This window comes from Streptomyces sp. NPDC048734, assembly GCF_043198675.1.
GTDB lineage: Bacteria > Actinomycetota > Actinomycetes > Streptomycetales > Streptomycetaceae > Streptomyces.
The window spans coordinates 725,597-749,883 of sequence record NZ_JBICUZ010000001.1; the positions used below are offsets into that span (position 1 = coordinate 725,597).

The 24,287-nt window shown below is 72.9% G+C and carries 21 protein-coding genes and 1 tRNA gene; 11 read left to right on the forward strand and 11 right to left on the reverse strand.

Going from position 1 to position 24,287, the window contains the following annotated elements:
- Window positions 1–30 precede the first annotated feature (30 nt).
- Together ACGFQC_RS03165 and ACGFQC_RS03170 are read left to right on the forward strand one after the other, a co-directional pair.
- Window positions 31–2,532 (forward strand): phosphoribosyltransferase, encoded by a 2,502-nt coding sequence (locus ACGFQC_RS03165; protein ID WP_393287643.1) that lies wholly within the window; start codon window positions 31–33, stop codon window positions 2,530–2,532.
- Window positions 2,532–3,341 (forward strand): HAD family hydrolase, encoded by an 810-nt coding sequence (locus ACGFQC_RS03170; RefSeq protein ID WP_363086988.1) that lies wholly within the window; start codon window positions 2,532–2,534, stop codon window positions 3,339–3,341. The genes ACGFQC_RS03165 and ACGFQC_RS03170 overlap by 1 nt, the downstream gene beginning before the upstream one ends.
- Before the next feature lie 47 nt (window positions 3,342–3,388).
- On the opposite strand, the gene ACGFQC_RS03175 is transcribed toward ACGFQC_RS03170, so the two are convergent.
- Window positions 3,389–3,601, reverse strand: a complete 213-nt coding sequence (locus ACGFQC_RS03175) for a zinc ribbon domain-containing protein (RefSeq protein ID WP_363086989.1) — start codon at window positions 3,599–3,601, stop codon at window positions 3,389–3,391.
- A 288-nt stretch (window positions 3,602–3,889) separates the two neighbouring features.
- Here ACGFQC_RS03175 and ACGFQC_RS03180 point away from each other — a divergent pair, with 288 nt between their 5' ends.
- The 3 genes from ACGFQC_RS03180 to ACGFQC_RS03190 all read left to right on the forward strand — a co-directional run bounded on the left by ACGFQC_RS03180 (window position 3,890) and on the right by ACGFQC_RS03190 (window position 8,747).
- The gene (locus ACGFQC_RS03180; protein WP_363087359.1) at window positions 3,890–6,094 is read left to right on the forward strand and encodes a transglycosylase domain-containing protein; all 2,205 of its coding nucleotides are present in this window, start codon (window positions 3,890–3,892) and stop codon (window positions 6,092–6,094) included.
- A gap of 47 nt (window positions 6,095–6,141) precedes the next feature.
- Window positions 6,142–7,425, forward strand: a complete 1,284-nt coding sequence (locus ACGFQC_RS03185) for a hypothetical protein (protein ID WP_363086990.1) — start codon at window positions 6,142–6,144, stop codon at window positions 7,423–7,425.
- 161 nt (window positions 7,426–7,586) lie between these two features.
- Window positions 7,587–8,747: an amidase domain-containing protein gene (locus tag ACGFQC_RS03190; RefSeq protein ID WP_363086991.1), complete on the forward strand. Its 1,161-nt coding sequence runs from the start codon at window positions 7,587–7,589 to the stop codon at window positions 8,745–8,747.
- A gap of 16 nt (window positions 8,748–8,763) precedes the next feature.
- Here ACGFQC_RS03190 and ACGFQC_RS03195 read toward each other — a convergent pair whose 3' ends face one another.
- The 3 genes from ACGFQC_RS03195 to ACGFQC_RS03205 form a co-directional block, all read right to left on the reverse strand.
- Window positions 8,764–9,396, reverse strand: a complete 633-nt coding sequence (locus ACGFQC_RS03195; protein WP_363086992.1) for a DUF4383 domain-containing protein — start codon at window positions 9,394–9,396, stop codon at window positions 8,764–8,766.
- A 105-nt stretch (window positions 9,397–9,501) separates the two neighbouring features.
- A complete protein-coding gene (locus ACGFQC_RS03200) occupies window positions 9,502–10,875 on the reverse strand; it encodes a hypothetical protein (protein ID WP_363086993.1) in 1,374 nt (457 codons plus the stop codon).
- Between the two features lie 74 nt (window positions 10,876–10,949).
- Window positions 10,950–11,720 (reverse strand): DUF4097 family beta strand repeat-containing protein, encoded by a 771-nt coding sequence (locus ACGFQC_RS03205; protein WP_363086994.1) that lies wholly within the window; start codon window positions 11,718–11,720, stop codon window positions 10,950–10,952.
- 211 nt (window positions 11,721–11,931) lie between these two features.
- Here ACGFQC_RS03205 and ACGFQC_RS03210 point away from each other — a divergent pair.
- Window positions 11,932–12,006: transfer RNA gene (locus ACGFQC_RS03210), tRNA-Val, on the forward strand.
- A gap of 166 nt (window positions 12,007–12,172) precedes the next feature.
- Here ACGFQC_RS03210 and ACGFQC_RS03215 read toward each other — a convergent pair.
- Window positions 12,173–12,517: a hypothetical protein gene (locus tag ACGFQC_RS03215; protein ID WP_363086995.1), complete on the reverse strand. Its 345-nt coding sequence runs from the start codon at window positions 12,515–12,517 to the stop codon at window positions 12,173–12,175.
- Between the two features lie 107 nt (window positions 12,518–12,624).
- Here ACGFQC_RS03215 and ACGFQC_RS03220 point away from each other — a divergent pair, with 107 nt between their 5' ends.
- Window positions 12,625–13,212, forward strand: coding sequence for a GNAT family protein (locus tag ACGFQC_RS03220; RefSeq protein ID WP_363086996.1), 588 nt, complete (start codon window positions 12,625–12,627; stop codon window positions 13,210–13,212).
- On the opposite strand, the gene ACGFQC_RS03225 is transcribed toward ACGFQC_RS03220, so the two are convergent.
- Entirely contained in the window at window positions 13,149–14,048 is a 900-nt protein-coding gene (locus ACGFQC_RS03225; protein ID WP_363086997.1) for a 2-dehydropantoate 2-reductase, read from the reverse strand. The two genes, ACGFQC_RS03220 and ACGFQC_RS03225, sit on opposite strands and share 64 nt — an antisense overlap.
- Window positions 14,049–14,171: 123 nt before the next feature.
- On the opposite strand from ACGFQC_RS03225, the gene ACGFQC_RS03230 reads away from it, so the two are divergent.
- Entirely contained in the window at window positions 14,172–14,414 is a 243-nt protein-coding gene (locus tag ACGFQC_RS03230; RefSeq protein ID WP_363086998.1) for a DUF2277 domain-containing protein, read from the forward strand.
- 440 nt (window positions 14,415–14,854) lie between these two features.
- On the opposite strand, the gene ACGFQC_RS03235 is transcribed toward ACGFQC_RS03230, so the two are convergent.
- From ACGFQC_RS03235 to ACGFQC_RS03250, 4 genes are all read right to left on the reverse strand, one after another.
- Window positions 14,855–15,466, reverse strand: a complete 612-nt coding sequence (locus ACGFQC_RS03235) for a VTT domain-containing protein (RefSeq protein WP_363086999.1) — start codon at window positions 15,464–15,466, stop codon at window positions 14,855–14,857.
- A 232-nt stretch (window positions 15,467–15,698) separates the two neighbouring features.
- Window positions 15,699–16,154 carry a DoxX family protein gene (locus tag ACGFQC_RS03240; RefSeq protein WP_363087000.1) on the reverse strand — a complete coding sequence of 152 codons (456 nt, stop codon included), beginning with the start codon at window positions 16,152–16,154 and terminating at the stop codon, window positions 15,699–15,701.
- Window positions 16,155–16,350: 196 nt separating this feature from the next.
- Window positions 16,351–17,979: an alkaline phosphatase D family protein gene (locus tag ACGFQC_RS03245; RefSeq protein ID WP_363087001.1), complete on the reverse strand. Its 1,629-nt coding sequence runs from the start codon at window positions 17,977–17,979 to the stop codon at window positions 16,351–16,353.
- Window positions 17,980–18,056: 77 nt separating this feature from the next.
- Entirely contained in the window at window positions 18,057–18,701 is a 645-nt protein-coding gene (locus ACGFQC_RS03250) for an HNH endonuclease family protein (RefSeq protein WP_363087360.1), read from the reverse strand.
- 421 nt (window positions 18,702–19,122) lie between these two features.
- Between ACGFQC_RS03250 and ACGFQC_RS03255 the strand changes: the two genes are divergently transcribed.
- Both ACGFQC_RS03255 and ACGFQC_RS03260 read left to right on the forward strand, forming a co-directional pair.
- Window positions 19,123–19,704, forward strand: coding sequence for a TMEM165/GDT1 family protein (locus tag ACGFQC_RS03255; RefSeq protein ID WP_363087002.1), 582 nt, complete (start codon window positions 19,123–19,125; stop codon window positions 19,702–19,704).
- Between the two features lie 177 nt (window positions 19,705–19,881).
- Entirely contained in the window at window positions 19,882–20,547 is a 666-nt protein-coding gene (locus ACGFQC_RS03260) for an HAD-IA family hydrolase (protein WP_363087003.1), read from the forward strand.
- A gap of 227 nt (window positions 20,548–20,774) precedes the next feature.
- Here the strand turns inward: ACGFQC_RS03260 and ACGFQC_RS03265 are convergent, their stop codons facing one another.
- Window positions 20,775–21,881: a peptidoglycan-binding domain-containing protein gene (locus ACGFQC_RS03265; protein WP_363087004.1), complete on the reverse strand. Its 1,107-nt coding sequence runs from the start codon at window positions 21,879–21,881 to the stop codon at window positions 20,775–20,777.
- A 161-nt stretch (window positions 21,882–22,042) separates the two neighbouring features.
- On the opposite strand from ACGFQC_RS03265, the gene ACGFQC_RS03270 reads away from it, so the two are divergent.
- Complete coding sequence (locus ACGFQC_RS03270; RefSeq protein ID WP_363087005.1) at window positions 22,043–24,082, forward strand: MDR family MFS transporter; 2,040 nt, start codon at window positions 22,043–22,045, stop codon at window positions 24,080–24,082.
- Window positions 24,083–24,287 lie beyond the last annotated feature (205 nt).

Here is a 24,287-nt window from a genome sequence, read left to right on the forward strand (position 1 = left end):
TCGCCCCACCTCCTCACGACATAGGGACGCATGAACAACGCAGTGAACAACGGGGTCTGGTCCGGGAGCTGGGTCGCCGAGCGGCTCGGCGTCCACCTGGTGGGCGACGACCGGCTGACCGATCTGCTGGGGCTGGCCCTGCGCCGCAACCCCAAGCGGGCCCACCTGCTCGTCTCCCACGTACTGGGCAAGCACGTCCCCCAGTCGCCGTCGGTGGTGTACGGCCACGGCCTCACCCTGGGCCGCCGGGTGGCGGAGCTGCTCGGCGAGGAGGCCGCCGAGGCCGTCGTCCTCGGGTACGCGGAGACGGCCACCGGTCTCGGGCACTCCGTCGCCGACGGCGTCGGCTCGGCGCCCTACCTGCACTCCACCCGGCGCCCCGTCCCCGGCGTCGTCCCGGCGGGCGGCTTCGAGGAGTCCCACTCGCACGCCACCTCCCACCTGCTGCTGCCGGAGGACCCGGCGCTCCTGGTCGGCGACGGCCCGCTCGTCCTCGTCGACGACGAGTTCTCCACCGGCAACACCGTCCTGAACACCATCCGCGACCTGCACGAGCGCTACCCGCGCCGCCGGTACGTCGTCGTCGCCCTCGTCGACATGCGCTCCCCGGCCGACGCGGGACGCCTGGAGGCCTTCGCCCGCGAGATCGACGCCCGCGTCGACCTGGTGACGGCGGCCTCGGGCACGGTCCATCTCCCGGAAGGGGTGCTGGAGAAGGGCCGGGAACTGGTGGCGCGCCACGAGGCGGACTCCGCGCGGACGCGGGACGGCTCGGCCGGTGGCGTGGGACCGGCCCCCGCCGGCGAGCACCCGGACGACGGCCGCACCCGGCCGCGGCCCGCACGCGTCGATCTGCGCTGGCCCCGCGGCCTCCCCGACGGCGGCCGCCACGGCTTCACCCCGCAGCACCGCGCCCGGCTCGAGGACGCCCTGCCCGCGATGGCGGCACGGCTCGCCGAGGCCCTTCCCGAGGGCGCGCGCCGCGTGCACGTCCTCGGCTTCGAGGAGCTGATGTACGCGCCGCTGCGGCTGGCCCGCGAGCTGGAGCAGGTCACGGCCGCCGAGGTGCGCTTCTCCACCACCACCCGCTCACCCGTCCTCGCGGTCGACGACCCCGGTTACGCGATACGCAGCCGGATCGTCTTCCCCGCGCACGACGATCCGGCCGACGGCCCCGGCGAGCGCTACGCCTACAACGTCGCGGGCGCCGGCTTCGACGCCGTGGTCGCCGTCGTCGACTCCGTCGCCGACACCCCGGCGCTGCACGCACCCGGCGGTCTCCTCGACCGGCTCGCCGCGCACAGCCCGCACGTCGTCCTCGCGGTCGTGCCCAGTTACGTCCCCGAGCCGCTGTACGTACCCGAAAGGCCCGCCATGCTGCCCGACCCCCTTCGTGGTCCCGCCTTCTCCTCGTACGCGCCCGAGGAGGTCGGCTGGCTGCTCCAGGACCTCTCCGACGTGACGCTGGAGGCGCCGACCGAGGAGCGCGAGGAGGCCATCCAGAGCGGCGGCGCGCACTACGCGGAGTCGCTGCCGGTGGAGTACCAGCCCAGCGAGCAGTACCAGGCGCTGTTCCACACGGCCCTGGAGGCGTCCGCGGCCCGGCTGGCGCAGGCGGTCGGCGCGGTGACGGAACTGGTGATCGCCGAGCGCTCCCCCCGCCCGGTGCTCGTCTCCCTGGCCCGCGCCGGCACCCCGGTGGGCGTGCTGATGCGCCGCTGGGCGCAGTACCGGCACGGCCTGGAGCTGCCGCACTACGCGGTGTCCATCGTCCGCGGCCGGGGCATCGACGCCAACGCGCTGCGCTGGCTGGCCGAGCACCACGACCCGGCGGACGTCGTCTTCGTCGACGGCTGGACCGGCAAGGGCGCGATCACCCGAGAACTGGCGGTGGCCATCGAGGAGTTCGAGGCGGCCGGCGGCGCGGCCGGCTTCGACCCGGAGATCGCGGTGCTGGCCGACCCGGGCTCCTGCGTACGGACGTACGGCACCCGGGACGACTTCCTGATCCCGTCCGCCTGCCTCAACTCCACCGTGTCCGGCCTGATATCGCGGACCGTGCTGCGCGCCGACCTGGTCGGACCGGACGACTTCCACGGCGCGAAGTTCTACCGCGAGCTGGCCGGTACGGACGTGTCGCGCGCCTTCCTGGACGCCGTCTCGGCCCGCTTCCCGGAGGTCGCGGACGCCGTGGACGGGGCGGTCAAGGAGCTGCTCGCCGCCGACCGGGCGCCGACCTGGGAGGGCTGGGCGGCGGTCGAGCGCATCAGCGAGGAGTACGGCATCCACGACGTGAACCTGGTCAAGCCGGGCGTCGGCGAGACCACCCGGGTGCTGCTGCGCCGGGTGCCGTGGAAGATCCTGGCGCGGGCCGGGGCGAGCGCCGACCTGGACCACGTCCGGCTCCTCGCCGACCAGCGCGGGGTCCCGGTGGAGGAGGTCGGCGACCTGCCGTACTCCTGCGTGGGGCTGATCCACCCGCAGTACACGCGCGGCGCGACCGGTGCCGACGGCAAGGCGGTGACCCTCTGATGCCGGTGCTGGTGGCGAGCGACCTCGACCGTACGCTCATCTACTCCGCGGCGGCCCTCGCGCTGACCATGCCCGACCCGCGGGCGCCCCGGCTGCTGTGCGTGGAGGTGCACGAGAGCCGTCCGCTGTCGTACCTGACGGAGACGGCGGCGCAGCTGCTGACCGATCTCGGGGACGCGGCGGTGTTCGTGCCGACGACCACCCGGACCCGCAAGCAGTACCAGCGCATCAACCTGCCCGGCCCGCCCCCGAAGTACGCGATCTGCGCCAACGGCGGGCACCTGCTGGTCGACGGGGTGTCCGACCCGGACTGGCAGGCCGTGGTGAACGCGCGGCTGGCCGACGAGTGCGCGCCGCTCGCGGAGGTGCAGGCGCACCTCGCGGCCTTCGCCGACCCGCTCTGGCTGCGCAAGGAGCGCATCGCCGAGGACCTGTTCGCCTACCTGGTGGTGGAGCGCGAGCTGCTGCCCGAGGAGTGGGTGAAGGAGCTGGCGGCCTGGGCGGAGAACCGCGGCTGGACCGTGTCGCTCCAGGGCCGCAAGATCTACGCCGTGCCCAAGCCGCTGACCAAGAGCGCGGCCGTGCGCGAGGTGGCCCGGCGCACCGGCGCCGAGCTGACGCTGGCGGCCGGCGACTCCCTGCTCGACGCCGATCTGCTGCTGGTGTCGGACCGGGGCTGGCGCCCCGGTCACGGCGAGCTGCACGAGGCGGCCTGGACGGCACCGCAGGTCACGGCGCTGCCCGAGCGCGGGGTGCTGGCGGGGGAGCGGATCCTGCGGGAGTTCCTGAAGGGCGTCCGCGAGAAGTAGGGCCTGTCGCCCGGATCAGGTCGCAGGGCGGCGGCAGGCCCTGGGTGTCAGCCGCAGCAGCCCCCGCCGCAGCAGCCGCCCCCGCCGCCCGCCTTGGGTGCGGGGGCGGAGACCGTGCCGCCGACGGCTACGGTGGACAGGAGCTTGACCGTGTCGTCGTGACCGGCGGGGCAGTCGGCGGGCGCGGCGGACTCCGCCATGGGACGGCTCAGTTCGAAGGTGTTGCCGCAGGTCCGGCAGCGGTACTCGTAGCGAGGCATGCGGACAGATTAATCCCTCTATGTGAGCAACCGGCTCCCGCTGTTTCGGCGGGGTTCACTTCTGTCGATTTCTTATGTGGAGAAGTTGCGAAGGGCGCTGGTAATTTGAGGGCGCCGCGATGAACCGCGAGGTTGGGGGATTCAGGGTTTGCTGCCGCCGCGACGGCAACCATGTCAGACCCTCGTACGTCTGTACGTCTGCCTACGCGAGCAATACCTAGTGCGGAGGGAGACATCGTGACCCAGGCGGGGCAGGGGGAGGAGCCCCAGGAGCCGGCCGACGCCACCATGCAGTTGAAGGTTCCCGCCTCTTTCAGGGCGGACGAGACCATGCAACTGCGGGTGCCTCCGGAGGGCATACCGGGCAGTGCGGACGGGCCGGTCATACCGGACCCATCCGGCAATTCCTCCATATCGGGAGACCGGCGGAAGGGCAGAAAAGCCCCCCGCCCCTCCGCGCGTTCCCGGTTCACCGCCGCCGTCGGCCCCCGGCTGGCCCCCCTCGTCGCCTTCCTCGCCCCGTACGTGACGCGCCTGGCGGCCTTCCTCGCCCCGTACGCGCGCCGGATGCGCCCGCAGTACCCGCGGCCCGGCCGCACCGACTGGCGCCGCTGGATACCCTCCTGGCGGCAGTCACTCGGAGGCGTCCTCGCCTCCCTGGGCCTGAGCACCCTCTTCCTGGCCGTCGCCTACGCCGCCACCGACGTCCCGGACAACCTCAACACCTACGCCACCCAGCAGGACAACGTGTACTTCTGGGCCGACGGGACCCCCATGGCCCGCACCGGCTGGGTGCAGCGGCAGGCGATGCCGCTGAAGGACATCCCCGAGGACGTCCGCTGGGCGGTCCTCGCCGCCGAGAACGAGAGCTTCTACAGCGACCCCGGCATCTCCTTCAAGGGCATCAGCCGCGCCGTCTTCCGCACCTTCGGCCAGGGCGACACCCAGGGCGGCTCCACGATCACCCAGCAGTACGTCAAGAACGTCTACCTCAACCAGGACCAGACGGTCCGGCGCAAGTTCACCGAAGCGATGATCGCCCTCAAGCTCGACAACCAGATGAGCAAGGACGAGATCCTCGAGGGCTACCTCAACACCAGCTGGTTCGGCCGCGGCACCTACGGCATCCAGCGCGCCGCCCAGGCCTACTACGGCAAGGACGTCAGCGAGCTGAACGCCAGCGAGGCGGCCTTCCTCGCCGCCCTGCTCAAGGGCGCCGGACTCTACGACCCCACCCTGAGCAGCGCCAACCGCGCCCGTGCCACGGAACGCTGGACGTGGACCCTGGACCGGATGGTCGCCATCGGCAAACTCTCCAGGGCCGAGCGGGCCGGCTACACGAAATTCCCCGAGCCGCTCAAGAGCAATCCGCTGTACGACACCGGTGAACAGAGCGACTACCTCGTCGAACTCGCCTCCCAGTACGCCAAGAAGTCCGCGAAGATCAGCGACAAGGACTTCGACCTGGGCGGCTACCAGATCTACACGACCTTCGACAAGGACCGCGAGACCCAGCTCACGGACGCCGTCACCAAGGCCCGCGAAAAGACCCTGAAGGAAGACCCGAAGAACGCCAGGACCGCCCACTACGGCGCCGCCTCGGTGGCCGCCGACGGACGGATCCTCGCCGTCTACGGCGGCCCCGACCACCGTACCCAGGGCTACAACGAGTCCAACGCCACCACCGTCCCGGCCGGCTCCGCCTTCCTGCCCTTCGTCTACGCCGCCGGCCTGGAGCACGGCGTCCACAAGGCGCGGGACGGCGAGGCCACCCCGGTCACCGGGGAGTCCGTCTACGACGGCGACGACGACGTGCCGGTGACCACGCCGGAGGGGCCGTACTGGGACCGCAGCGGCAAGAAGGTCGCCGCCAGCAACGACGGAGACAAGTCCTACGGACAGATCTCCCTGCACCGGGCGCTGGCCCTGTCGGTGAACACGCCGTTCATGCAGCTCGGCATGGACACCGGCCTGGACAAGGTGCGCGACACCGCGAAGGCGGCCGGACTGCTGCCCTCCAGCCTCGGAGCCCAGGTGCCCGCACTGTCCCAGGGCAGCTCCACCCCCAGCGCCATCCGCATGGCCAGCGGCTACTCCACCTTCGCCGCGGCCGGCAAGCACACCGAGCCGTACTCCGTGCGGCAGGTCACCCACAACGGCACCAAGGTCCCGCTGGCCCTCCCCAGGCCGGCCCGCGCGATCGGCGCCGACACGGCCGAGGAGGTCACCTCCGCCCTCACCGACGCCTTCCGCACCGCCCACCCCGGCGCGGCACCCGAGGGCGCCCAGGTGGCCGGGAAGGCCGGGACCACCCAGGACGACAAGGCCGCCTGGTACGTCGGCACCCACAAGGCCGTCTCCACCGCGGTCGTCGTCTACCGCATCGACCTGGCGAAGAGTCTCGAACCGCTGCCGCTGAAGGGCATCGACGGCACAGCGGACGACAGCGTCCCCTACGGCATCTGGTCCAGAGCCATGAGCCCGCTCGGCTGACCCCAGGCCGCACCGCAGTCCCCGAACCCCTCGAGAATGAGCCGCACATGACGCCACCGTCGGGCCGCCGCCGCAAGGCCCGGGCAACGAACCGCCCCGCCGCCGCCCACCCGGGCTTCCTGAGCCTGGCGGCCTTCCTCGTCGTCGCCTCGCTGGTGGCGGGCTACCTGGTGCTCAGCCGCACGGACAACACCGCGCCGACCGCCTCCGCCGGCAAGGGGGGCAAGGCGACGGCGTCGCCGGGCGAGGAGCCGGAGTGGGACGGCAAGACCAAGGTCCTCGGGGACGGCTCCACCTCGTACACCGGCCCGCAGAAGGGCGGCCTCAAGCCCCTCCCCCTCAAGCCCGGTGAGAAACCGCCCCAGTTCGTCGTCTTCTCCTGGGACGGCGCCCTGGCCGGCGACGACGGGCTGTTCACCCACTACCGGGAGATGGCGCGGGAGTACGACGCGCACATGACCTTCTTCCTCACGGGCATCTACCTGCTGCCCAAGAGCAAGGCCGACCTCTACAGCCCGCCGCAGCACCCCAAGGGGTCCGCGGCGATCAGCTTCCCCACCGACGAGCACGTCCGCACCACCCTGGAGGACCTCGCCAAGGCCTGGGAAGAGGGGAACGAGATAGGAACCCACTTCAACGGCCACTTCTGCGGCGCCAAGGGCGGCGGCGACTGGAGCGTCGAGGAGTGGAAGAGCGAGATCGACCAGTTCTTCGGCTTCGCCGAGAAGTGGAAGACGAACACCGGCTACACCGACATGGACCCGCTGCCCTTCGACATCAGGAAGGCGGTGGTGGGCGGCCGCGCCCCCTGCCTGGAGGGCCAGGCCAACCTGCTGAAGGCCGCCAAGAGCTACGGCTGGCGCTACGACGCCAGCTCGGCCGGCGACTTCCAGATCTGGCCCACGAAGAAGAACGGCATCTGGGACTTCCCGCTCCAGATGCTCCCCTACGAGGGCGGCAAGTACCAGGGCCTGTCCATGGACTTCAACTTCCTCTACAACCAGTCCGAGGGCGAGACCGAGGGCGACCCGGCCAAGTACCCGCAGTGGCAGCAGGAGACCCTCGACACCTACATGGCCGGCTTCAACCGCGTGTACTACGGCAGCCGGGCCCCGCTGTTCATCGGCAACCACTTCGAGGAGTGGAACGGCGGCATCTACATGAAGGCCGTCGACGAGGTCATCAGGACCGTGTGCGTGAAGAAGGACGTCAAGTGCGTGTCCTTCAAGGAACTGGCCGACTGGATGGACGTGCAGACGCCCGCCACCCTGGAGCGGCTGCGCACCCTCGACCCCGCCCAGTCGCCGGACTGGTCGACCGTCGTCCAGTAACCGGGTTGACACGGGGCGGCGTTGTGCAGTGACGGTCCTATAACTCCCGTGCCCGGACTGCCGCCCCCTCTTCACACGAGCCACACACGGCATGCAAAGATGCGCTACCCCGGCATCCAGCCGCCGGGGCAAGAGGGGAAGCATCAGTGAAGTCAAGGAAATTGAGCCGTACGCGGCGCCGCGCCGCGATACTCGGGGCGGCCGCCACCTCCGTCGTCGCAGGAGTGGCCCTGCTGCCCAACTGGAGCGCCGGCGCAGCGGTCGTCGACGATCCCAAGGTGGACGCCAGGACCAAGGCCACCTTCCAGCGCCTCGCCGACGCGGTCTTCACCGACCGCACCGAAGCCCTGGTCGACGGCAAGCGGGACAAGCACGGAAAGCCGCTGACCGACGGCTTCTCCGGTGACGTCAAGCTGTCCTCGAAGCAGAACCGTGCCGAGGACGCCGCGCTGTCCTCGCTGGACCAGCGCAAGGAGCGGCTCGCCCAGCTCGGCGAGAAGTACAGCAAGGGCAGCACCACCGTCACCCTGGACGCCACGAACGTGAAGGGCCGCAAGGCCAAGGTCGCGGTCACCGAGACCACGACCCTCACCTACGAGAAGGTCCGCGGCGACGAGCCGAAGGCCACCGGGTTCCAGGCACACCACGAGCTGACGTTCACAGCCGACCGGCACGGCGACTGGCAGCTCACCGGCATCCGCGACACCGACGAGGGCCTCGCGGTGAACCAGACCGCCAAGCCGTCCGTCGCGCCGATGGTGGCCACCACCACCAGCACCACGCCGTCGGCCCCCAAGGCGTCGACCTCCTACCCCGGCCCGGCGAACGCGAAGAACTTCACCGCCAGCGGCCTCGACTACAAGGCCATGGCCGCCTACGCCAAGCAGTACTGGTCGAACTACAACCCCGCCTACCCGAACTACAACGGGCAGGGCGCGGGCGGGGACTGCACCAACTTCGTCAGCCAGGCCCTGAAGGCCGGCGGCTGGAAGCACGTGCCCGGCTACGTGTACGACTACACCCGGTGGTTCGGCAACGCCGACATCCAGTCGCACTCGTTCGTCGGCGTCAACGAGTGGTCCTGGTTCGCCCAGAACTCCAAGCGGACGACCCCCCTCGCCAACGTCTACCAGATGGACGTCGGCGACGTCCTCCAGGTCGACTTCGACAAGGACGGCTCCAAGGACCACACCATGATCGTCACGTCCCGCAGCCGGGGCGTGCCGTACGTGACGTACCACTCCACCAACACCTACAGCAGGTCGGTGGCGAGCATCGTCGCGTCGTACCCGACCGCCGCGTACTACGCCTACCGCACCTGACGGGTGCGGCACCCGGTCAGGTCCCCGACGGGCCCTGACCGGGCCGGGACGTCCGCGGGGACGCCTCCCGGGACGTGATCCGGGGCGCTCCCGGGTGCCCCGCCGGGAACTGCTCCCGCCGCTCCTGGTGGCGATCCCGGTCCTCCGCCAGGTCGGGGTGACGGGCCCGCCAGTACGGGTTGTCGTGCGGCAGGGCCGAGCCGACCCTGCCGTACATCCCGAACACCAGCAGCAGGATGCCGATCACGAAGCTGAGCATGCAGTTCTGGATCTCGAACGCCAGGAAGTTGTAGTCCGTCTCCAGCAGCCCCATGTTCAGGAAGCCGCTGGCTATGAACAGCACGCCGAGGACCATGTTCAGCGTGGAGGCGAAGTTCCCGCCGATCACCATCCCGACCAGGAGCAGCAGACCGACGGCGACCGACAGCCAGCTGAGCGCGCCGTTGGTGTTCAGGCTCCAGACGGTGTCACCGCCGGTGTCGAAGAAGCCGATCCGGTCGATGATGCCGAGGATCCCGAAGGCCAGCAGCCCGAGGCCCATCAGACCGGCGCCGATCCGGTAGACCATGTTCAGACGGTGATCGACGGGCAGGTGGTCGTCCAGCCTGATCCGTCGCCGGGTCTCCGAGTGCGTGAGGTGGGTGGCCATCTCCGCCTCCCTCCGGAAAGCGTTGCGCGAGCCGAGTCGTACGCACCTCCAATATCCGCCCGACGCGCGCCGGCGGCAACGCCGGCGGTGCTGGGCGGGCCGCGCTCAGTGTCCGGCGCCGCGGTCCTCGCGGATCCGGGTCACCACGCCGGACACCGTGTGCCGGACGGCCTCCGTCTCCGTCAGGAAGTGCCAGTAGTCCGGGTGGCGGCCCTCCAGCGTGGCGATCGCCCGCTCCAGCCGGGCCACCGCCTCGTCCAGCGGCCGTGCGTCCCGCGGGTCCGGGGTGTTGCGCCCGGCCATCGCCAGCCGCTGCGCGTCCCGGATCGCGAAGCGGGTCCGCTCGATCTCCTGCCGCGGGTCCTTCTGCACGGCGTTCAGCCTGGTCAGCCGGTCACCGGCGGCCGAGACGGCCTCGTCGGTGGAGTTCAGCAGGGCGCGCGCCGTCGACAGCAGCGCGGTGGCGTCCGGCCAGCGCTGGGCGTCGCGCGCGCTCTGCGCCTCGGCGAGCTTGGCCTCCGCCCGCCGGACGTGCTCCACGGACTGGTCGGGGACGTGCTGGAGGTCCTGCCAGCAAGCCGCCGTGAAACGCCGGCGCAGCTCGCTCAGGATCGGCTCGACCTGCCCCGACCGGGTCGTCAGCGCCTGCGCGCGCGTCCGCAGGGACACCAGCCGGTGGTCGATCTCGGCGGCCTTCTCCGGCAGCCGCTCGGCCTCCGTCCGGACCGCCCGGGCCTCGCGGGAGACCCGCTCGGCGCGCTCCAGGGTGCCCGGCACGCCGTGCTGTCCCGCGCCCTGGTTCAGCTTGGTCAGCTCCGGGGCGAGCGCGGCCAGCCGGGCGGCGAGGTCGTCCGCCTTCAGCCCCGTCTCCCGGACGGCGTCCAGCGCGTTCGACGCGGCCAGCAGGCTCTGGCGGGCCCGCTCCACGGCGGGCGCCAGCCGGGCCAGCTGGGTCTCCGCCTTGCCCAGCAGCGGCCCGAGACCGTCGGTGAAACGGTCCAGCTCGCCCTTGACGCGGACCAGTTCGTCCTTCGCGCGGGCCAGCTCGCCGCGCGCCCGCGTGGCGGCGGAGGCCTCCAGGTCGTCCCGGTCCAGGTCGTGGGCGTCGACGGCCTGGATGTACTGGTGGCTGGCTTCGTCGATGCGCCGGCCGAGGGCCTCGAAGTCGGCCATCGCGCGCCGGGCGGCCGGCGAGGCGTCGACCGCCGTGATCGTCTCGATCGAGATCCGCAGGTCCCGCTGGGCGGTGTCCAGTTCGTAGAACGCGGCCGCCGCGGCGTCCTTCGCGGCCTGGGCCTCCGCCCGCTGGCCCTCCGCCCGTCCGCCGAACCAGCGGCGGGTGCCGCCCCCGGCGAACGCGGCGGGCAGCAGGAGGAGGGCGGCGAGCGGGAGGGCGGCGAGTGCGAGGGCGTCGCCGAGCACCCGCGGACGCGCGTGCGGCACCGACGGCGAGTACGGCTGCGCTGGTGTCGCCGTCACATCCCTCTCCCGTGCTGTGATCCGCCCTGCCCGGTGTCATTCTCCCACCGGTTAATGACGAACACACGGGCCGGTTAGTTCGCGTTCCGCACGGTGACTTTCCCGTCGCCGGTGCGGGCGGACACGACGTGCTCGCTGGAGTCGTCACGCGGCACGGACACGTCGACCGAGCCGTCCCCGGTGTGCGTCGTGACCTTGTAGGCGGCCCGCGGCAGCTCGATCGACACCGACCCGTCGCCGGTGACCGCCTCCACCCGGTCCGGTACGGCCTCCAGACCGAGGCGGACCGAGCCGTCCCGCGTGTGCGCGCTGACACGGCGCGAGGAGACCCGCGCCCGCACCGAACCGTCGCCGGAGCGCAGTTCCAGCGGCCCGCTGGAGTCGGTGACCCGTACCGAGCCGTCGGTCGTGCGGATACTCAGGGCGTCCCGGAAGCCCCGCGCGCGGACGCTGCCGTCGTCGTCCTCGACCTTCACGGCGACCCCGCGCGGCACCTCGACGCGGTGCTTGGCCGAGCAGTCTGCGACCACGCCCGAGCAGTGCATCCGCAGCACCAGCCGGTCGTCCTCCATCGACCAGGTGACCTCCGGCTCGTCGCCGACCACGACCGAGCCGTCGAACCAGCGGGTGACCCGGACCGTGCCCTCGCGGTACTCGTCCGACGCGACGATCTCCAGGGCCGAGTCGTCGGAGTCCACGGTGAGGGTGGCGCCCGCCAGCGCGAAGGTCCGGTGTTCGGGACGGGCGTCGTCCCCGGCGGAGGAACACGCCGTCCCGGTGGCGGCGAGCGCGACGACGGCACCCGCGGCGAGCACCGTACGGACCTGGGCGGTGAAACGGGCCATGATGATCTCCCCCTGGGACGGCCCCCGGGGGCCCGTGTGGATGCCGCTGTTCCCGACCCGTACGACGCTAGACAGCGGCGGTCCGCCGGACGATCCGGCGCACTCCCGGATCCGGGGTGGGGATAACCCCCGGGCGCCGCCCCGCACCCTTCGCCGTCGATACGGGTTTGCGGGGCACGGCCCCGGACAATGTAGGCTGTCGACTCGTCCTGGGTGCGTAGCTCAGGGGTAGAGCGCCTGCCTTACAAGCAGGATGTCGGCGGTTCGAAACCGTCCGCGCCCACCAGGCAGTGGGGGGGGGGGGGCGGGCGGGGGGCGGGGCCCCCGCGCCCCGCCCCCCCGGGCCGCCCCCCCCCCCCCCCCCCCCCCCCCCCCCCGGGGGGGGCGCGGGGGGGGGGGGGGGGCCGGGGCCCCCCCCCCCCACGTCACGGGCGCGCGCCGCACCCCGCCGGTCAGGCCTCCTCGTCGGGCGGGGCCTCGTGGGCGTGCTTGAGGCGCATGCGGGCCTCCACGCGGTCGGCGGCGGCCACCTCCGCCCAGAAGCGGTGGCCGGACACGAACACGGCCAGCTCGTGCTCGCGCCGGCGGAGCTTCTCCACCTCGGCCTGCTCGTCGGCCGTCCAGCCGGGGGAGGCGGGGCGCTCCACCTTGCGCCAGCCGCCGTCGTCGCTGAAGCCGTCCAGCGGCTCGACCGACCAGGGCAGCCGCTTCAGCAGGGCCGACAGCTCGGTGCGGACCTGATGCAGCTCCTCCTGACCGGCGCGCAGGTCGCTGGGAAATTCATAGGTCGTAGCCACACGGCAATGGTACGCCTGTTCGATTTTGAGTCGCGAGTTTCCCAGGGTGGTTCATCCGTTCGAATGAACCAGGGGGCACTGTCGGACCCCTGTCCTACGGTGGCGGCATGGACGTCACCGGTGTGCGGCAGGAGCGGCAAGTGCGGTTGGTTCCTTGGGCGGAGGGCGACCTCTGGCTGCTGGAGCGGAACAACAGCCCGGAGATGACCGGTCATCTGGGCGGCCCCGAGTCGGCGGCGCAACTGATCGCCCGTCACCGGCGTTACCTGGAGCTGGACTCGGGGCGGATGTACCGGGTCGCACTGGCCGGGAGCGGCGAGACCGTCGGGTCGATCGGCTACTGGGAGCGGCCCTGGCAGGGGGAGCCGGTCTGGGAGACGGGATGGGCAGTGCTGCCCGAGTTCCAGGGCCGGGGGCTGGCCGCGCGGGCGGCCCGTGCGGTCGTCGAGGTCGTCCGGCAGGGCGCGCGGGACACCGGTGGGCCCCGGACCCTGCACGCCTTCCCGGCCGTGGACCACCCCGCCTCCAACGGGGTGTGCCGCAGGGCGGGGTTCACCCTGCTCGGCCGGTTCGACTTCGAATACCCGAAGGGGCACTGGATCACGTCCAACGACTGGTACGTCGACCTCGGTCACTGGCCCGCTTCCCGCAACTCCCCCACCAGGCGCGCCGCCACCGGCACCGGCACCCCGTGAAGCTCGGCCGCGCGGAGCAACGCCCCGCCGATCGAGTCCAGTTCCAGGGGGCGGCCGGCCTCCGCGTCGCGCTGCATGGACGACCTGGTGGCCGCCGGGAAGGCGTCGTAGCGGGCGAGTGCCGCCGCCGGGTCGGCGGGGGCGCCGCAGGCGCGGCTCACCGCGGCCGTCTCCGCGACCAGGGCGGTCAGGTCCTCGCGATGACGCGTCCGGACCTCGCCGAGGGGCAGTGCGTGACGGGTCGTCAGGAGGGCGAAGGGGGCGAGGAACGCCATCTTCGCCCAGAGCGCGGCCGTCTCGTCCGGCAGGACCCGGGTCGTCGGGCCGGCCTCCGACAGCGCCCGCGCGAGGCCGTCGAGTCGCGGGCGGGGGACCCGGTCGCCGGTGAGGTCGATCTCCGCGAAGGGGCTGGTGTGCTCGATCACGCCCGCGGCGACGCGCGTGGACTCGACGCGGATGACGGCCGGGGCTACCGACTCCGGACCGTACCGGGCGCGCAGGGACGCCGGGTGCTCGACGCCGTTGAGGAACGGCACGAGAAGGGCGTCGCCGACGGCCGCGGCCGGGACGCGGGCCAGTGCCGCGTCGAGGGCGGTGTGCTTGACGGTGATCAGGACGGCGTCGACGGGAGTGCCGAGTGCGGTGTCCGCCGCGACGGGCGCGGTGAAGTCGCCGAACCGCGCGCTGCGCACCCGTACGCCGTGGGTGCGCAGACGGGTGGCCGTGTCCTCGCCGGCCAGGCAGATCACGCGGTGGCCGGCGCGGGACAGGAGCCCGGCGAGGAGACCGCCGATGCCGCCGGGGCCGAGGATCGCCAGAGTGAGCTTGTTCGTCATGGTGCCGCTGTTCCTCTCGTCGGTCGGCCCCGGACCCGGTGGCCGCCTCGGGGTGATCATGGCAGGAGGCGGGGGAGGGGGGAAGGGGCGACGGATCGGGCCGGGTGGGGCGAGACTGGGGGCATGTGCCGGAGTATCAAGACGCTTCGTCCGCCCGCGCTGCCCGAGGAGGCCACGGAGGACGAGATCAGGGCCGCCGCCCTCCAGTACGTGCGCAAGGTGTCCGGCTTCCGGGCGCCGGCCCCGCACAACCGTGAGGTCTTCGACCGGGCGGTGGAGGCCGTGGCCGGGGCCACGGCGGAACTGCTGGCCGGGCTGGAGGTACGCGGAGCCGCGCCACGCGCGGCCGCGCCGGGCGGGGGCTGACCTCGGGGGTCGACCGCGTCGCGCCGGGCGGTGACCGTGCGGGGTCGGCCGCGCCGCGCCGGGGCCGGGGCCGCGGCGGTGCTGCGGTCGGGACGGGTGGTGACCGTGCGAGGGGCGGCTGCGCCGGGGGCGTGGTGGCCTGCGGCCGGGCGGTGACCGTGCGGGTCGGCCGTGCCGCGCCGGGGCCGGGGCCGCGGCGGTGCTGCGGTCGGGACGGGCGGTGACCGTGCGGGGAGGGCTGTCCCGCCGGGTGCTTCACGTGTCCCGGCGCCGACGGCCGCCTCCCCCTCCCGGCTTCGCCCGGCCGGGAACTCCGGTGCCCGCCCGTGTCGTCGCGGGGGCGGGCGGCCGCGGGACGGCCGGTGCTCCCGGTGCCGGCACGCCGACCCGGCCCGTCCGGGGGTGCCCCTGGGGGAGGTCGAGGGCCGGGCCCCCGGCGGCTACGCCGGCTGCCGGCGCATCAGGTACGCCGCTCCCGAGCCCGCGGCGAACAGGGCCAGGAAGGACACCCCCGCCGCCAGCCAGGTCGCCCCGAGCCAGTGCGCGCCGAAGTAGCCGAGGGCGACGCTGTAGGCGGCCCAGGAGAGACCGGCCAGGGCGGACCAGGGCAGGAAGTCGCGGACGCGGCGCTGTGCGGCGCCCGCGATGAGTGAGACGACGGACCGGCCGGCCGGTGCGAACCTGGCCAGGACGACGAGCGCGCCGCCGCCCTCGGCGATGGCCCGGCCGAGACGTTCCTGCGCGGTGGTCAGCCGCCGGGAACGGGAGATCGCGCGGTCCAGCCGTGCCCCGCCGCGCCGGGCGAGGCGGTAGGCGGCCAGATCGCCGAGGACGGAGGCGGTCGCCGCGGAGAGGATCAGCGCGAGGATGTCGGGCACCTCGTGCGGCAGCCGCCCGGTCGCCGCCCCCGATCCCGCGGCCGCGGCCGTCGCCGCCGTGATGACGAGCACGCCGCTGGGCAGCACCGGCAGGAACACGTCAAGGAGGACCGACAGGGCCACCAACGCGTAGATCCATGGGGCGCCGATCAACGCCCCCACACTCTCGAACACCGCGGAACTCCCCGTCGTCTCCCCCGTGCGGCCGAACCGTGCCGCTGTGTCGCGGGGGAGCGGCAGGTGCGGCCAATGACAGCCATACAGCGTACGCCCGAGGTGTGACAGGAGCTTCACGGGGGGCTCGTGTGTTCACCACGACGTGTTCACACGAGTGCGGTCCGTACGCGCCGCGGGCGCGCTCCCCGCGGGCCGGGGTGCGCGCCCGCCGGCCGGGGTGCGCGCGAGGTCAGGCGGCGACGGTGGCCTGCTCGGTGGCCGACTTCCGGTCCGAGGCCGCGCGCCGGGCGAACAGCCGGTCCACGCCGAGCGCGCCGGAGCCGGTGAACACCAGGAGCAGGAAGGCCCAGCAGAACATGGCGGAGGCCTCGCCGCCGTTCTCCATCGGCCACAGCGCCGTCGGCTGGTGGACGTCGAAGTACGCGTACGCCATCGAGCCCGAGGCGAGGAAGGCGGCGGCCCGGGTGCCGAGGCCGAGCAGCACCAGGCTGCCGCAGACCAGCTGGATCACGGCCGCGTACCAGCCGGGCCAGGTGCCGGCGTCGACGGTGCCGCCGTCGGTGCCGGCCGCTCCGCCGAGGACGCCGAAGAGCGAGGCGGCGCCGTGGCAGGCGAAGAGCAGGCCGACGACGATGCGGAACAGGCCGATCGCGTACGGCTGTGCGCTGTCGAGACGAGCGGACATGTGAGGGGTACTCCTTCGGTGGCGGACGTGCGGCGTGCCGTGGGGCGGGCAGGCCGCGTGGGGACGGCGGTACCGAACGAGTGACCTACGCTAGGCGGACCTCGATGATGCTTGCAAGTTCAACATTTGGCCATGGCTTGGATTCCGCCGGTGGCGCCGTCTCCGGCGCCGCCGCGCGGTGACGGCCGGGCGACCTTTACCGGGAGGTCAGTTCGGACTCCGTCACGAGGGCGAGCCCTTCGCCCTCACGGGCCTGTTCCAGCCGCAGCCGGGCCGAGCGTCCGCGCAGCGTCAGCGTCATCAGCTGGTTGCCGAACCAGGGGCCACCGGTCCTGCGCCAGTCCACGGGCGGCCGCGGCGAGCGCCCGTGCCGCCGGAAGCGGCGCCCGAGCGCGCGGGCGAGGGCGCTCCACCCGAAACGGAAGCCCAGTCTCATCGACCGGGGGATGGAGTTGTGGACCGGGGAGCAGGTGAGTTGCAGCACCCGCGCGTCGGGGGCGTCGCCGGGCCAGCGCGTCTCGGCCACGTAGGCGTGGTGCACGTCCCCGGACAGCACGAGCACGCTCGCCGGCGCCTGCGGTCCCGTGCCCACCTCGGCCAGCAGGCCGGTCAGGTCGGCGAAGGACTCCGGGAACGCCGCCCAGTGCTCCAGGTCCGCCGCCCGCCGCACCTTCTCCCCGAACCGCGCCCAGCGCGGCCCGCGTTCACCCCGGCACAGGGCCGCGTTCCACGCCTCCGCGTCGTGCACCAGGTGCGGCAGCAGCCAGGGCAGCGAGGTGCCGACCAGGAGGTGGTCGTACGACCCCGGCGCGTCCAGGGCCTGTTCGCGCACCCAGGCGGCCTCGCCCGGGTCGAGCATGGAGCGCTCGTCCTCCTTCAGGACCCGGGCGGCCCGTGAGTCCACCATCAACAGCCGCACCCGTCCGAAGTCGCGCCGGTAGCTCCAGCGCACCGAGGCGGGTTCGCTGTCGGCCCGGCGGGCGAAGTCGCGTACGAGGCCGGTGGCGTCGGAGGTGTCCCGGACGGCCGCGTAGAGCGGGTCGGCCGCCAGGGCGGCGGGGGAGAGGTTCCCGAGGTGCTGGTACACCCAGTACGACATCAGGCCGCTCAGGATCCGCTCGTGCCACCAGTCGGTGGCCCGCATGTCGGCCAACCACGCGGCGGAGGTGTTCCAGTCGTCGATGACGTCGTGGTCGTCGAAGATCATGCAGCTGGGCACGGTGGACAGCAGCCAGCGCACCGTCGGGTCGAGCCAGGACTCGTAGTACAGCCAGGTGTACTCCTCGTAGTCGGCCACCTGCCTGCCCGGCGGTTCGTCCGGGTCGCGGCGGGCCGCGATGCGCTCCCCGGTGGCGTCCGAGGTCTCGTCCGCGTAGACCTGGTCGCCGAGCAGCAGCAGGACGTCGGGCCGCTCGCCCTCCGGGTCGGCGGCGATCCGCTCCGCCAGGCTGTCCAGGGCGTCGGGTCCCACCGGGTCGTGCTCGCCGGCCGGGGGCGACGCCCACCGGCAGGACCCGAAGGCCACCGTCACGTCCGCGTCGCCGGCCGGGGTGCGGATGGCCGAGGGCGGGAAGCGCGAGTCGGGGGGCGGCCACGCGCGCGTGTCGTCGAGGAACACCTCGTACGAGGTGGCCGTGCCCGGCGTGAGGCCGGTGACCGGGATCAGGGCGTAGTGGTGGTCCGCCACCCGGAAGGTGCGGGCCGTGCCGCCGGAACCGTCCGCGCACCGCACCTCGGCGGAGCACGGACGGCTCGCCTCGATCCAGACCGTCGCGGACGTGCCGTCGGCGTACCTCAGCAGGGGTCCCAGCCGTAGTTCGGCCACGTGATCGCCTCCTCCGTCGTCCCGTACGGTACGGAACGCCGGAGGAGGACGGGGAGATTTCCGCACGGATTTCCGGATCAGCAGCTCGCGAGGTGGCTGGTGAGGGCGCTCTTCTCGGCGGAGTCCACGGAGAGGCCGTAGTAGTACTTCACCTGGACCCAGGCGCGGACGTACGTGCAGCGGTAGGCCGTGCGCGAGGGCATCCAGGTGGCGGGGTCCTGGTCGCCCTTGGCCTGGTTGACGTTGTCGGTGACCGCGATGAGCTGCGGGCGGGTGAGGTCGTTGGCGAAGGCCTGGCGGCGGGCGGTGGTCCAGCCGTCGGCGCCGGAGTCCCAGGCCTCGGCGAGCGGCACCAGGTGGTCGATGTCGAGGTCGGAGGCGGCGGTCCAGGTGGCGCCGTCGTACACGGAGTACCAGCTGCCGCTGGTGGCGGCGCAGGCGGAGTCCTGGACGACGTTGGTGCCGTCGCGCTTGAGGACGACCTCGCGGGTGTTGCAGGTGCCGGACTGGGTGATCCAGTGCGGGAACAGGTCGCGGTCGTAGCCGGTGCGGTCCTCGGCCGTCACGGTGAGCGAGGCGAGGTAGGTGCGGGCGGTGGCGGCGCTGACCGGGGTGGGGAGGGCGGCGGAGGCGCTCGGGGAGTTGAACAGGGCGACGGAGGCTATCAGTCCGGAGAGCGCCGCGAGTATGCTGACCCGTCGACGCGCGTAGACCTTCGACATGCGTGACATGCGAACTCCCTTGAGGGGTGGGGGTGTTGCGGTGCGAGCGAGGGAATGCTCGCGGGGCCGCGTTGCGGGGAGGTGTGCGCGCGGTAAGAAGTTAGTGACGTGGACATGACACTGCAAGGTGTGTGGCGGGACTTTCGGTCCGGCGGCCCGGCCCCGGGGGCCGGTGCGAGGGTCGCGTACCATGGACGGCGCAGAAGGGGAGTAGCTCTTCGCCGGACCGTCGACATACTGCTCAGCTCGTCTGAGCCGGCGCCCGGAGGCGGACCGTTCCGCGGTCGGCCAGCGAGACCTTCGGCAAGCAGTGCACCTCCGTGCCGTACGGCACGGAGCAGACGTGTGCTGCCGTGCCGAGGCGTCCTGCGCGAAGGAAGCAGCACTCTCGGTGGGGCGGCCCCCGACCGATTGAGGACCCTTGATCAGCCTGACCGTGACGGCGCTCGTCTTCGGCGTCGTCTTCCTCGCCGAACTGCCGGACAAGACCGCCCTCGCCGGCCTCGTCCTCGGCACCCGCTACCGCGCCTCGTACGTCTTCGCCGGTGTCGCCGCGGCCTTCGCGCTGCACGTCACGCTCGCCGTCGCGGCCGGCAGTGTGCTGACCCTGCTGCCGCAGCAGATCCTGCACGTGCTGACCGGCGTGCTGTTCCTGGGCGGCGCGGCCGTGCTGCTCAGGAACAAGCACGAGGACGACGAGGAGATCCGCAAGCCCGAGAACCAGTCCTTCTGGAAGGTCTCGGGGGCCGGCTTCATGCTCATCCTCGTCGCCGAGTTCGGCGACCTGACGCAGATCATGACGGCCAACCTCGCCGCCCGCTACGACGACCCGCTCTCCGTCGGTCTCGGTGCGGTGCTGGCGCTGTGGTCGGTGGCTGGGCTCGGCATCGTCGGCGGAAAGGCCCTGATGAAGCGGGTGCCGCTGAAGCTGATCACCAGGATCGCGGCGGCGCTGATGCTGGGCCTCGGGGTGTGGAGCCTGTGGGAGGCGGCCACCGGCTGAGACCCGCGCGGAGCTGAACGGACGGTGAACCTTCCCGGGGGCGGCTGGCGCGAGGGCCCGACAGTTTTGTACCGTGAGGAAACAAAGTGGCTCCCGCCCGTTCTCCCTGACCGGCGGGCGGGGCCGCCTTGTTCCCCGCGTGCCCGCGCACGTGCCCGTCCGCACTGGGAGTCGCCGATGCCGGCCGCCGTGTCCCCCACCGTCCTGACCGCCCGTGCCCTCCTCCTCGACATGGACGGCACCCTCGTGAACTCCGACGCCGTCGTGGAACGCGTCTGGCGGCGCTGGGCCGAGCGGCACGGGCTCGACGGCGACGAGGTCATGAAGGTCGTCCACGGCCGCCAGGGGCACGCGTCGATGGCCGTCCTGCTGCCTCACCGCCCCATGGAGCAGAACCTCGCCGACAACGCCCGGATGCTCGCGGAGGAGACCGCCGACCTGGACGGCGTCGTCCCCGTCCCCGGCGCCCCCGGCTTCCTCGCCGCCCTGCGCGGCGTCCCGCACGCCCTGGTCACCTCGGCGGACGCCCCCCTGTCGACGGCGCGCATGGCCGCGGCGGGCCTGCCCCTGCCGGAGATCCGCGTCACCGCGGAATCGGTCGGCGCGAGCAAGCCGGACCCCGAGGGTTTCCTGAAGGGCGCGGCCGAGTTGGGCGTGGACCCGGCGCAGTGCGTGGTGTTCGAGGACTCCGGGGCGGGCATCGCGGCGGGGCGCGCCGCGGGCATGCGGGTGGTGGGCGTCGGGCCGCGGGCGGTCGCGCACCGGCCGGACGCGGTGGTGGAGGACCTGACGGGCGTGCGGGTGGAAGCGGCCGGGACCGAGGTGCGGATCCACGTGGGGTGAGGCGGGCGGACCCCCCGGGGCGACCCGCCCCGTGCGGCGGCGCGCGCTCCGGGGGACCGGGGGCGGTGCCCCTCACGGGGCCGACACGGAGAACCGGCGGTCGCGAACCCCGGCGACGCCCGTACTGATGTCCCCGTACCGGCACCCGTGCTGACGCCCCCGCTGAAGCCGGCGCCGGCACCGGAGGCCGCGCGGCCCTGTCCGGCCGCCCGTCGCCGGACGGGTCCTCAGGGTTCCTTCGTCTCCGACTCCAGCCGTGTCCGGGTCGTCGCCCCGTACGTGCCGAGTTCGTCACCCTGGATGCCCCGCGACCACTGGTAGTTGCGCAGGGCGTCCTCGACCCGGTTGCTGAACACCCCGTTCGCCTCGTCGTTGTAGAGGTACACCTGCCGCAGCCGCAGCTGGAGTTCGGTCACCTCCGGTCCCCGGTCCCCGCGGCGCAGGACGGTCGCTTCGTCGCTGCCGCCGTCGGCCCCGTCCCCCGGGGCCAGGGACGGCGTGGCCTGGGTGGCCGACGCGCTCGGGCTCGGCTCGGTGGTGCGGGAGGGTGACGGGGAGGCGCTCGACTCCGTGGCGGAGGGCGACGGGGAGGCGCTCTCGGAGGGCGACGGCGAGGCGCTCGACGCCGAGGGGGACGCGGACCGGCTCGTGGACGGCGACGCCGGGGGCGCGCTGGTCGAGGTGTCGGGAACGGCCGCCCGGACCCCCTCGGGGGCGGCCTGGTCCCGGGCCGGCGGCTCGTAGGAGAACATCCCGCTCGCGAACCCGGCCGCGGCGATCACGGCGACGGCGGCGCCGGTGGACGCGATCAGCAGCGTGCGGCGCCGGCGTCCGCGCGGGGCCCCGTCGTCGTACGGGCCGCCCCCGGTCTCCCCGCCCGCCTCGAACAGGCTCAGGTCGGTGTCGCTGGGCACGGAGCCGGACGGCGCGAGCGGTGTCGGCACCGGAGCCGTGGCGGACGGGGGGACGGCCCGCAGGGGCATCGTCGCGTCGGACACGGCGATCCCGTCGGGCACGGCGGCCGTCGGCAACGGCATCGTCGCGTCACCGGCCGCCGCCTCCCCGGCCTCCGGGCGGGCGTCGGACCCGGCTCCGGCTCCGGTTCCCTGCCCGAGTTCCACGTACGGCCGTATCCGCAGGGGATCGAAGTCCTCCGCCGCCGCCACCTCCGCCTCACGGGTGTCGCGCAGGGCGTCGGAGGCCTGCCGCGCGCAGGCGCAGGACGGGGTGTTGTCCGCCGCCCTGGGCGCACCGCACCGCGGACACGGATGCCCGTGCCGCTGCGGCCGCACCGGTTCCCCCGGTCGCCCCTGCCCGTCCGTCGGATCGTTCACCCGTTCGCCCCTCCCCATCCAAACTCCAAGGATTATGCAGATCCTCCACACAACCGGCTGTCCGCCACCCCCGGAACGGAAGGTTCCGGCAGGACTCGACAGGCCATAACGGGACACAGCGATCACCATGGAGAGGTCCACGCGAGCTGCAGGAGGCATCCATGGCCTTGGACGCGCAGGCCCTGACGGGGGATCCCCGCCAGGAGCACGTGCCCGGCAACGTCCTCGTGTCGATCGGCGCGCTGCTGCTCGGCCTGCTGCTCGCCGCCCTCGACCAGACGATCGTGTCGACGGCGCTGCCCACGATCGTCAGCGACCTGGGCGGCCTGGACCACCTCTCCTGGGTGGTCACGGCCTATCTGCTGGCATCGACCGCCGCGACCCCGCTGTGGGGCAAGCTGGGCGACCAGTACGGGCGCAAGACGCTGTTCCAGATCGCCATCGTGATCTTCCTGATCGGCTCGGCGCTGTGCGGGACGGCGCAGAACATGCCGCAGCTCATCGGCTTCCGCGCGCTGCAGGGCCTGGGCGGCGGCGGACTGATCGTGCTGTCGATGGCGATCGTCGGCGACATCGTCCCGCCCCGTGAACGCGGCCGCTACCAGGGCCTGTTCGGCGCGGTCTTCGGCACGACCAGCGTCCTCGGCCCCCTCCTGGGCGGCCTCTTCACCGAGCACCTGAGCTGGCGCTGGGTCTTCTACGTCAACCTCCCGCTCGGCGTCGTCGCGCTCGGCGTCATCGCGGCCGTCCTGCACATCCCGCGCAGGTCGACCAAGCACGTCATCGACTACCTCGGCACCTTCCTCATCGCCTCGGTCGCCGCCTCCCTGGTGCTGGTGGCCTCCCTGGGCGGCACCACCTGGGCCTGGGGCTCGCCGCAGATCGTCGGACTCGCGGTGCTGGGCGTCGTCCTGGCCGTCGTGTTCGTGGCCGTGGAACGCAGGGCCGCGGAACCCGTCCTGCCGCTCAAACTGTTCCGCATCCGCACCTTCACGCTGTCCGCGGTGATCAGTTTCATCGTCGGCTTCGCGATGTTCGGCGCGATGACCTACCTGCCGACCTTCCTCCAGGTCGTCCAGGGCGTCTCGCCCACCCTGTCCGGCGTGCACATGCTGCCGATGGTGGCCGGTCTGCTGCTGGCGTCGACGGCGTCGGGGCAGATCGTCAGCCGCACCGGCCGCTGGAAGGTGTTCCCGGTCACCGGCACCGCCGTGACGGCCGTCGGGCTGCTCCTGCTGCACCAGCTCGACGAGAACAGCTCCACGGCCGAGATGAGCGCGTTCTTCTTCGTCTTCGGCACGGGGCTCGGTCTGGTGATGCAGGTCCTGGTCCTCATCGTGCAGAACGCCGTCTCCTACGAGGACCTCGGCGTCGCCACCTCCGGCGCGACCTTCTTCCGCTCCATCGGAGCCTCCTTCGGCGTCGCCGTCTTCGGCACGCTCTTCACGACCCGCCTCGGCGACAAGCTCGCCGACGCCTTCCGGGGCGTCGACCTCCCGCCCGCCGTGTCCCTCGACGCGCTGGAGGCCGACCCGCGCGTCATCGCCGACCTGCCGGCCGCACTGCGCCCACCGGTCCTGCACGCCTACGCCTCGTCCATCACGGACGTCTTCCTGTACGCCGCCCCGGTCGCCGTCCTCGGCTTCGTCCTCGCCTGGTTCCTCAAGGAGGACCCGCTGCGCGCCTCGGTCACCGCGCCGGACGTCACGGAGACGCTGGCCAGCAACCCGGTCGAGCGCTCCTCGCACGACGAGGTCTGCCGGGCCCTGTCCGTCCTCGGCACCCGCGAGGGCCGCCGAGAGATCTACCGGACGATCACCGAACGGGCCGGCTACGACCTGCTGCCCGCCACGAGCTGGATGCTGCTGCGGATGAAGCGCCACGGCAGCGTCGAGCCGAGCCGGCTCGCCGAACGCGGCCCCGTCCCGCTGCCCGTGATCCTGGAGGCCGTCCGGCAGATAGAGGAACGCCGGCTCGCCGTGCGCGAGGGCCTCGACCTGGTGCCGACCGACGAGGGCCGCGAGGCCGCCGAACGTCTCTCGCGGGCCCGCGAGGAGTCGCTGGCCGAACTGCTCGGCGACTGGTGGGGCCCGGACCGCCCCACCGACCTGACGCAGCTGGTGAAGGAGCTGAACGACGAACTGTGCGGCTCCGACCGCGAACAGCCGCACGGAGAACGCCCGGTGACCCGCTTCAGCTGAGTCGCCTGCTTCGACCGAGGCGCCCGGTTCAGTTGAGCCGCCTGCTTCGGCCGAGGTGCCCGGCGCCGCCGGGCGCGCAACCGGATACGCGCTGCCGGGACGACGGGGGGTCCCGCCTCTCCCGTCCGTCCGGCGCGCCCGGCACGACACGGATGCCGTTTGTCCGCCGCGGTCCGGGCAACCCGGACTGTGAGCCGGCCCGAGG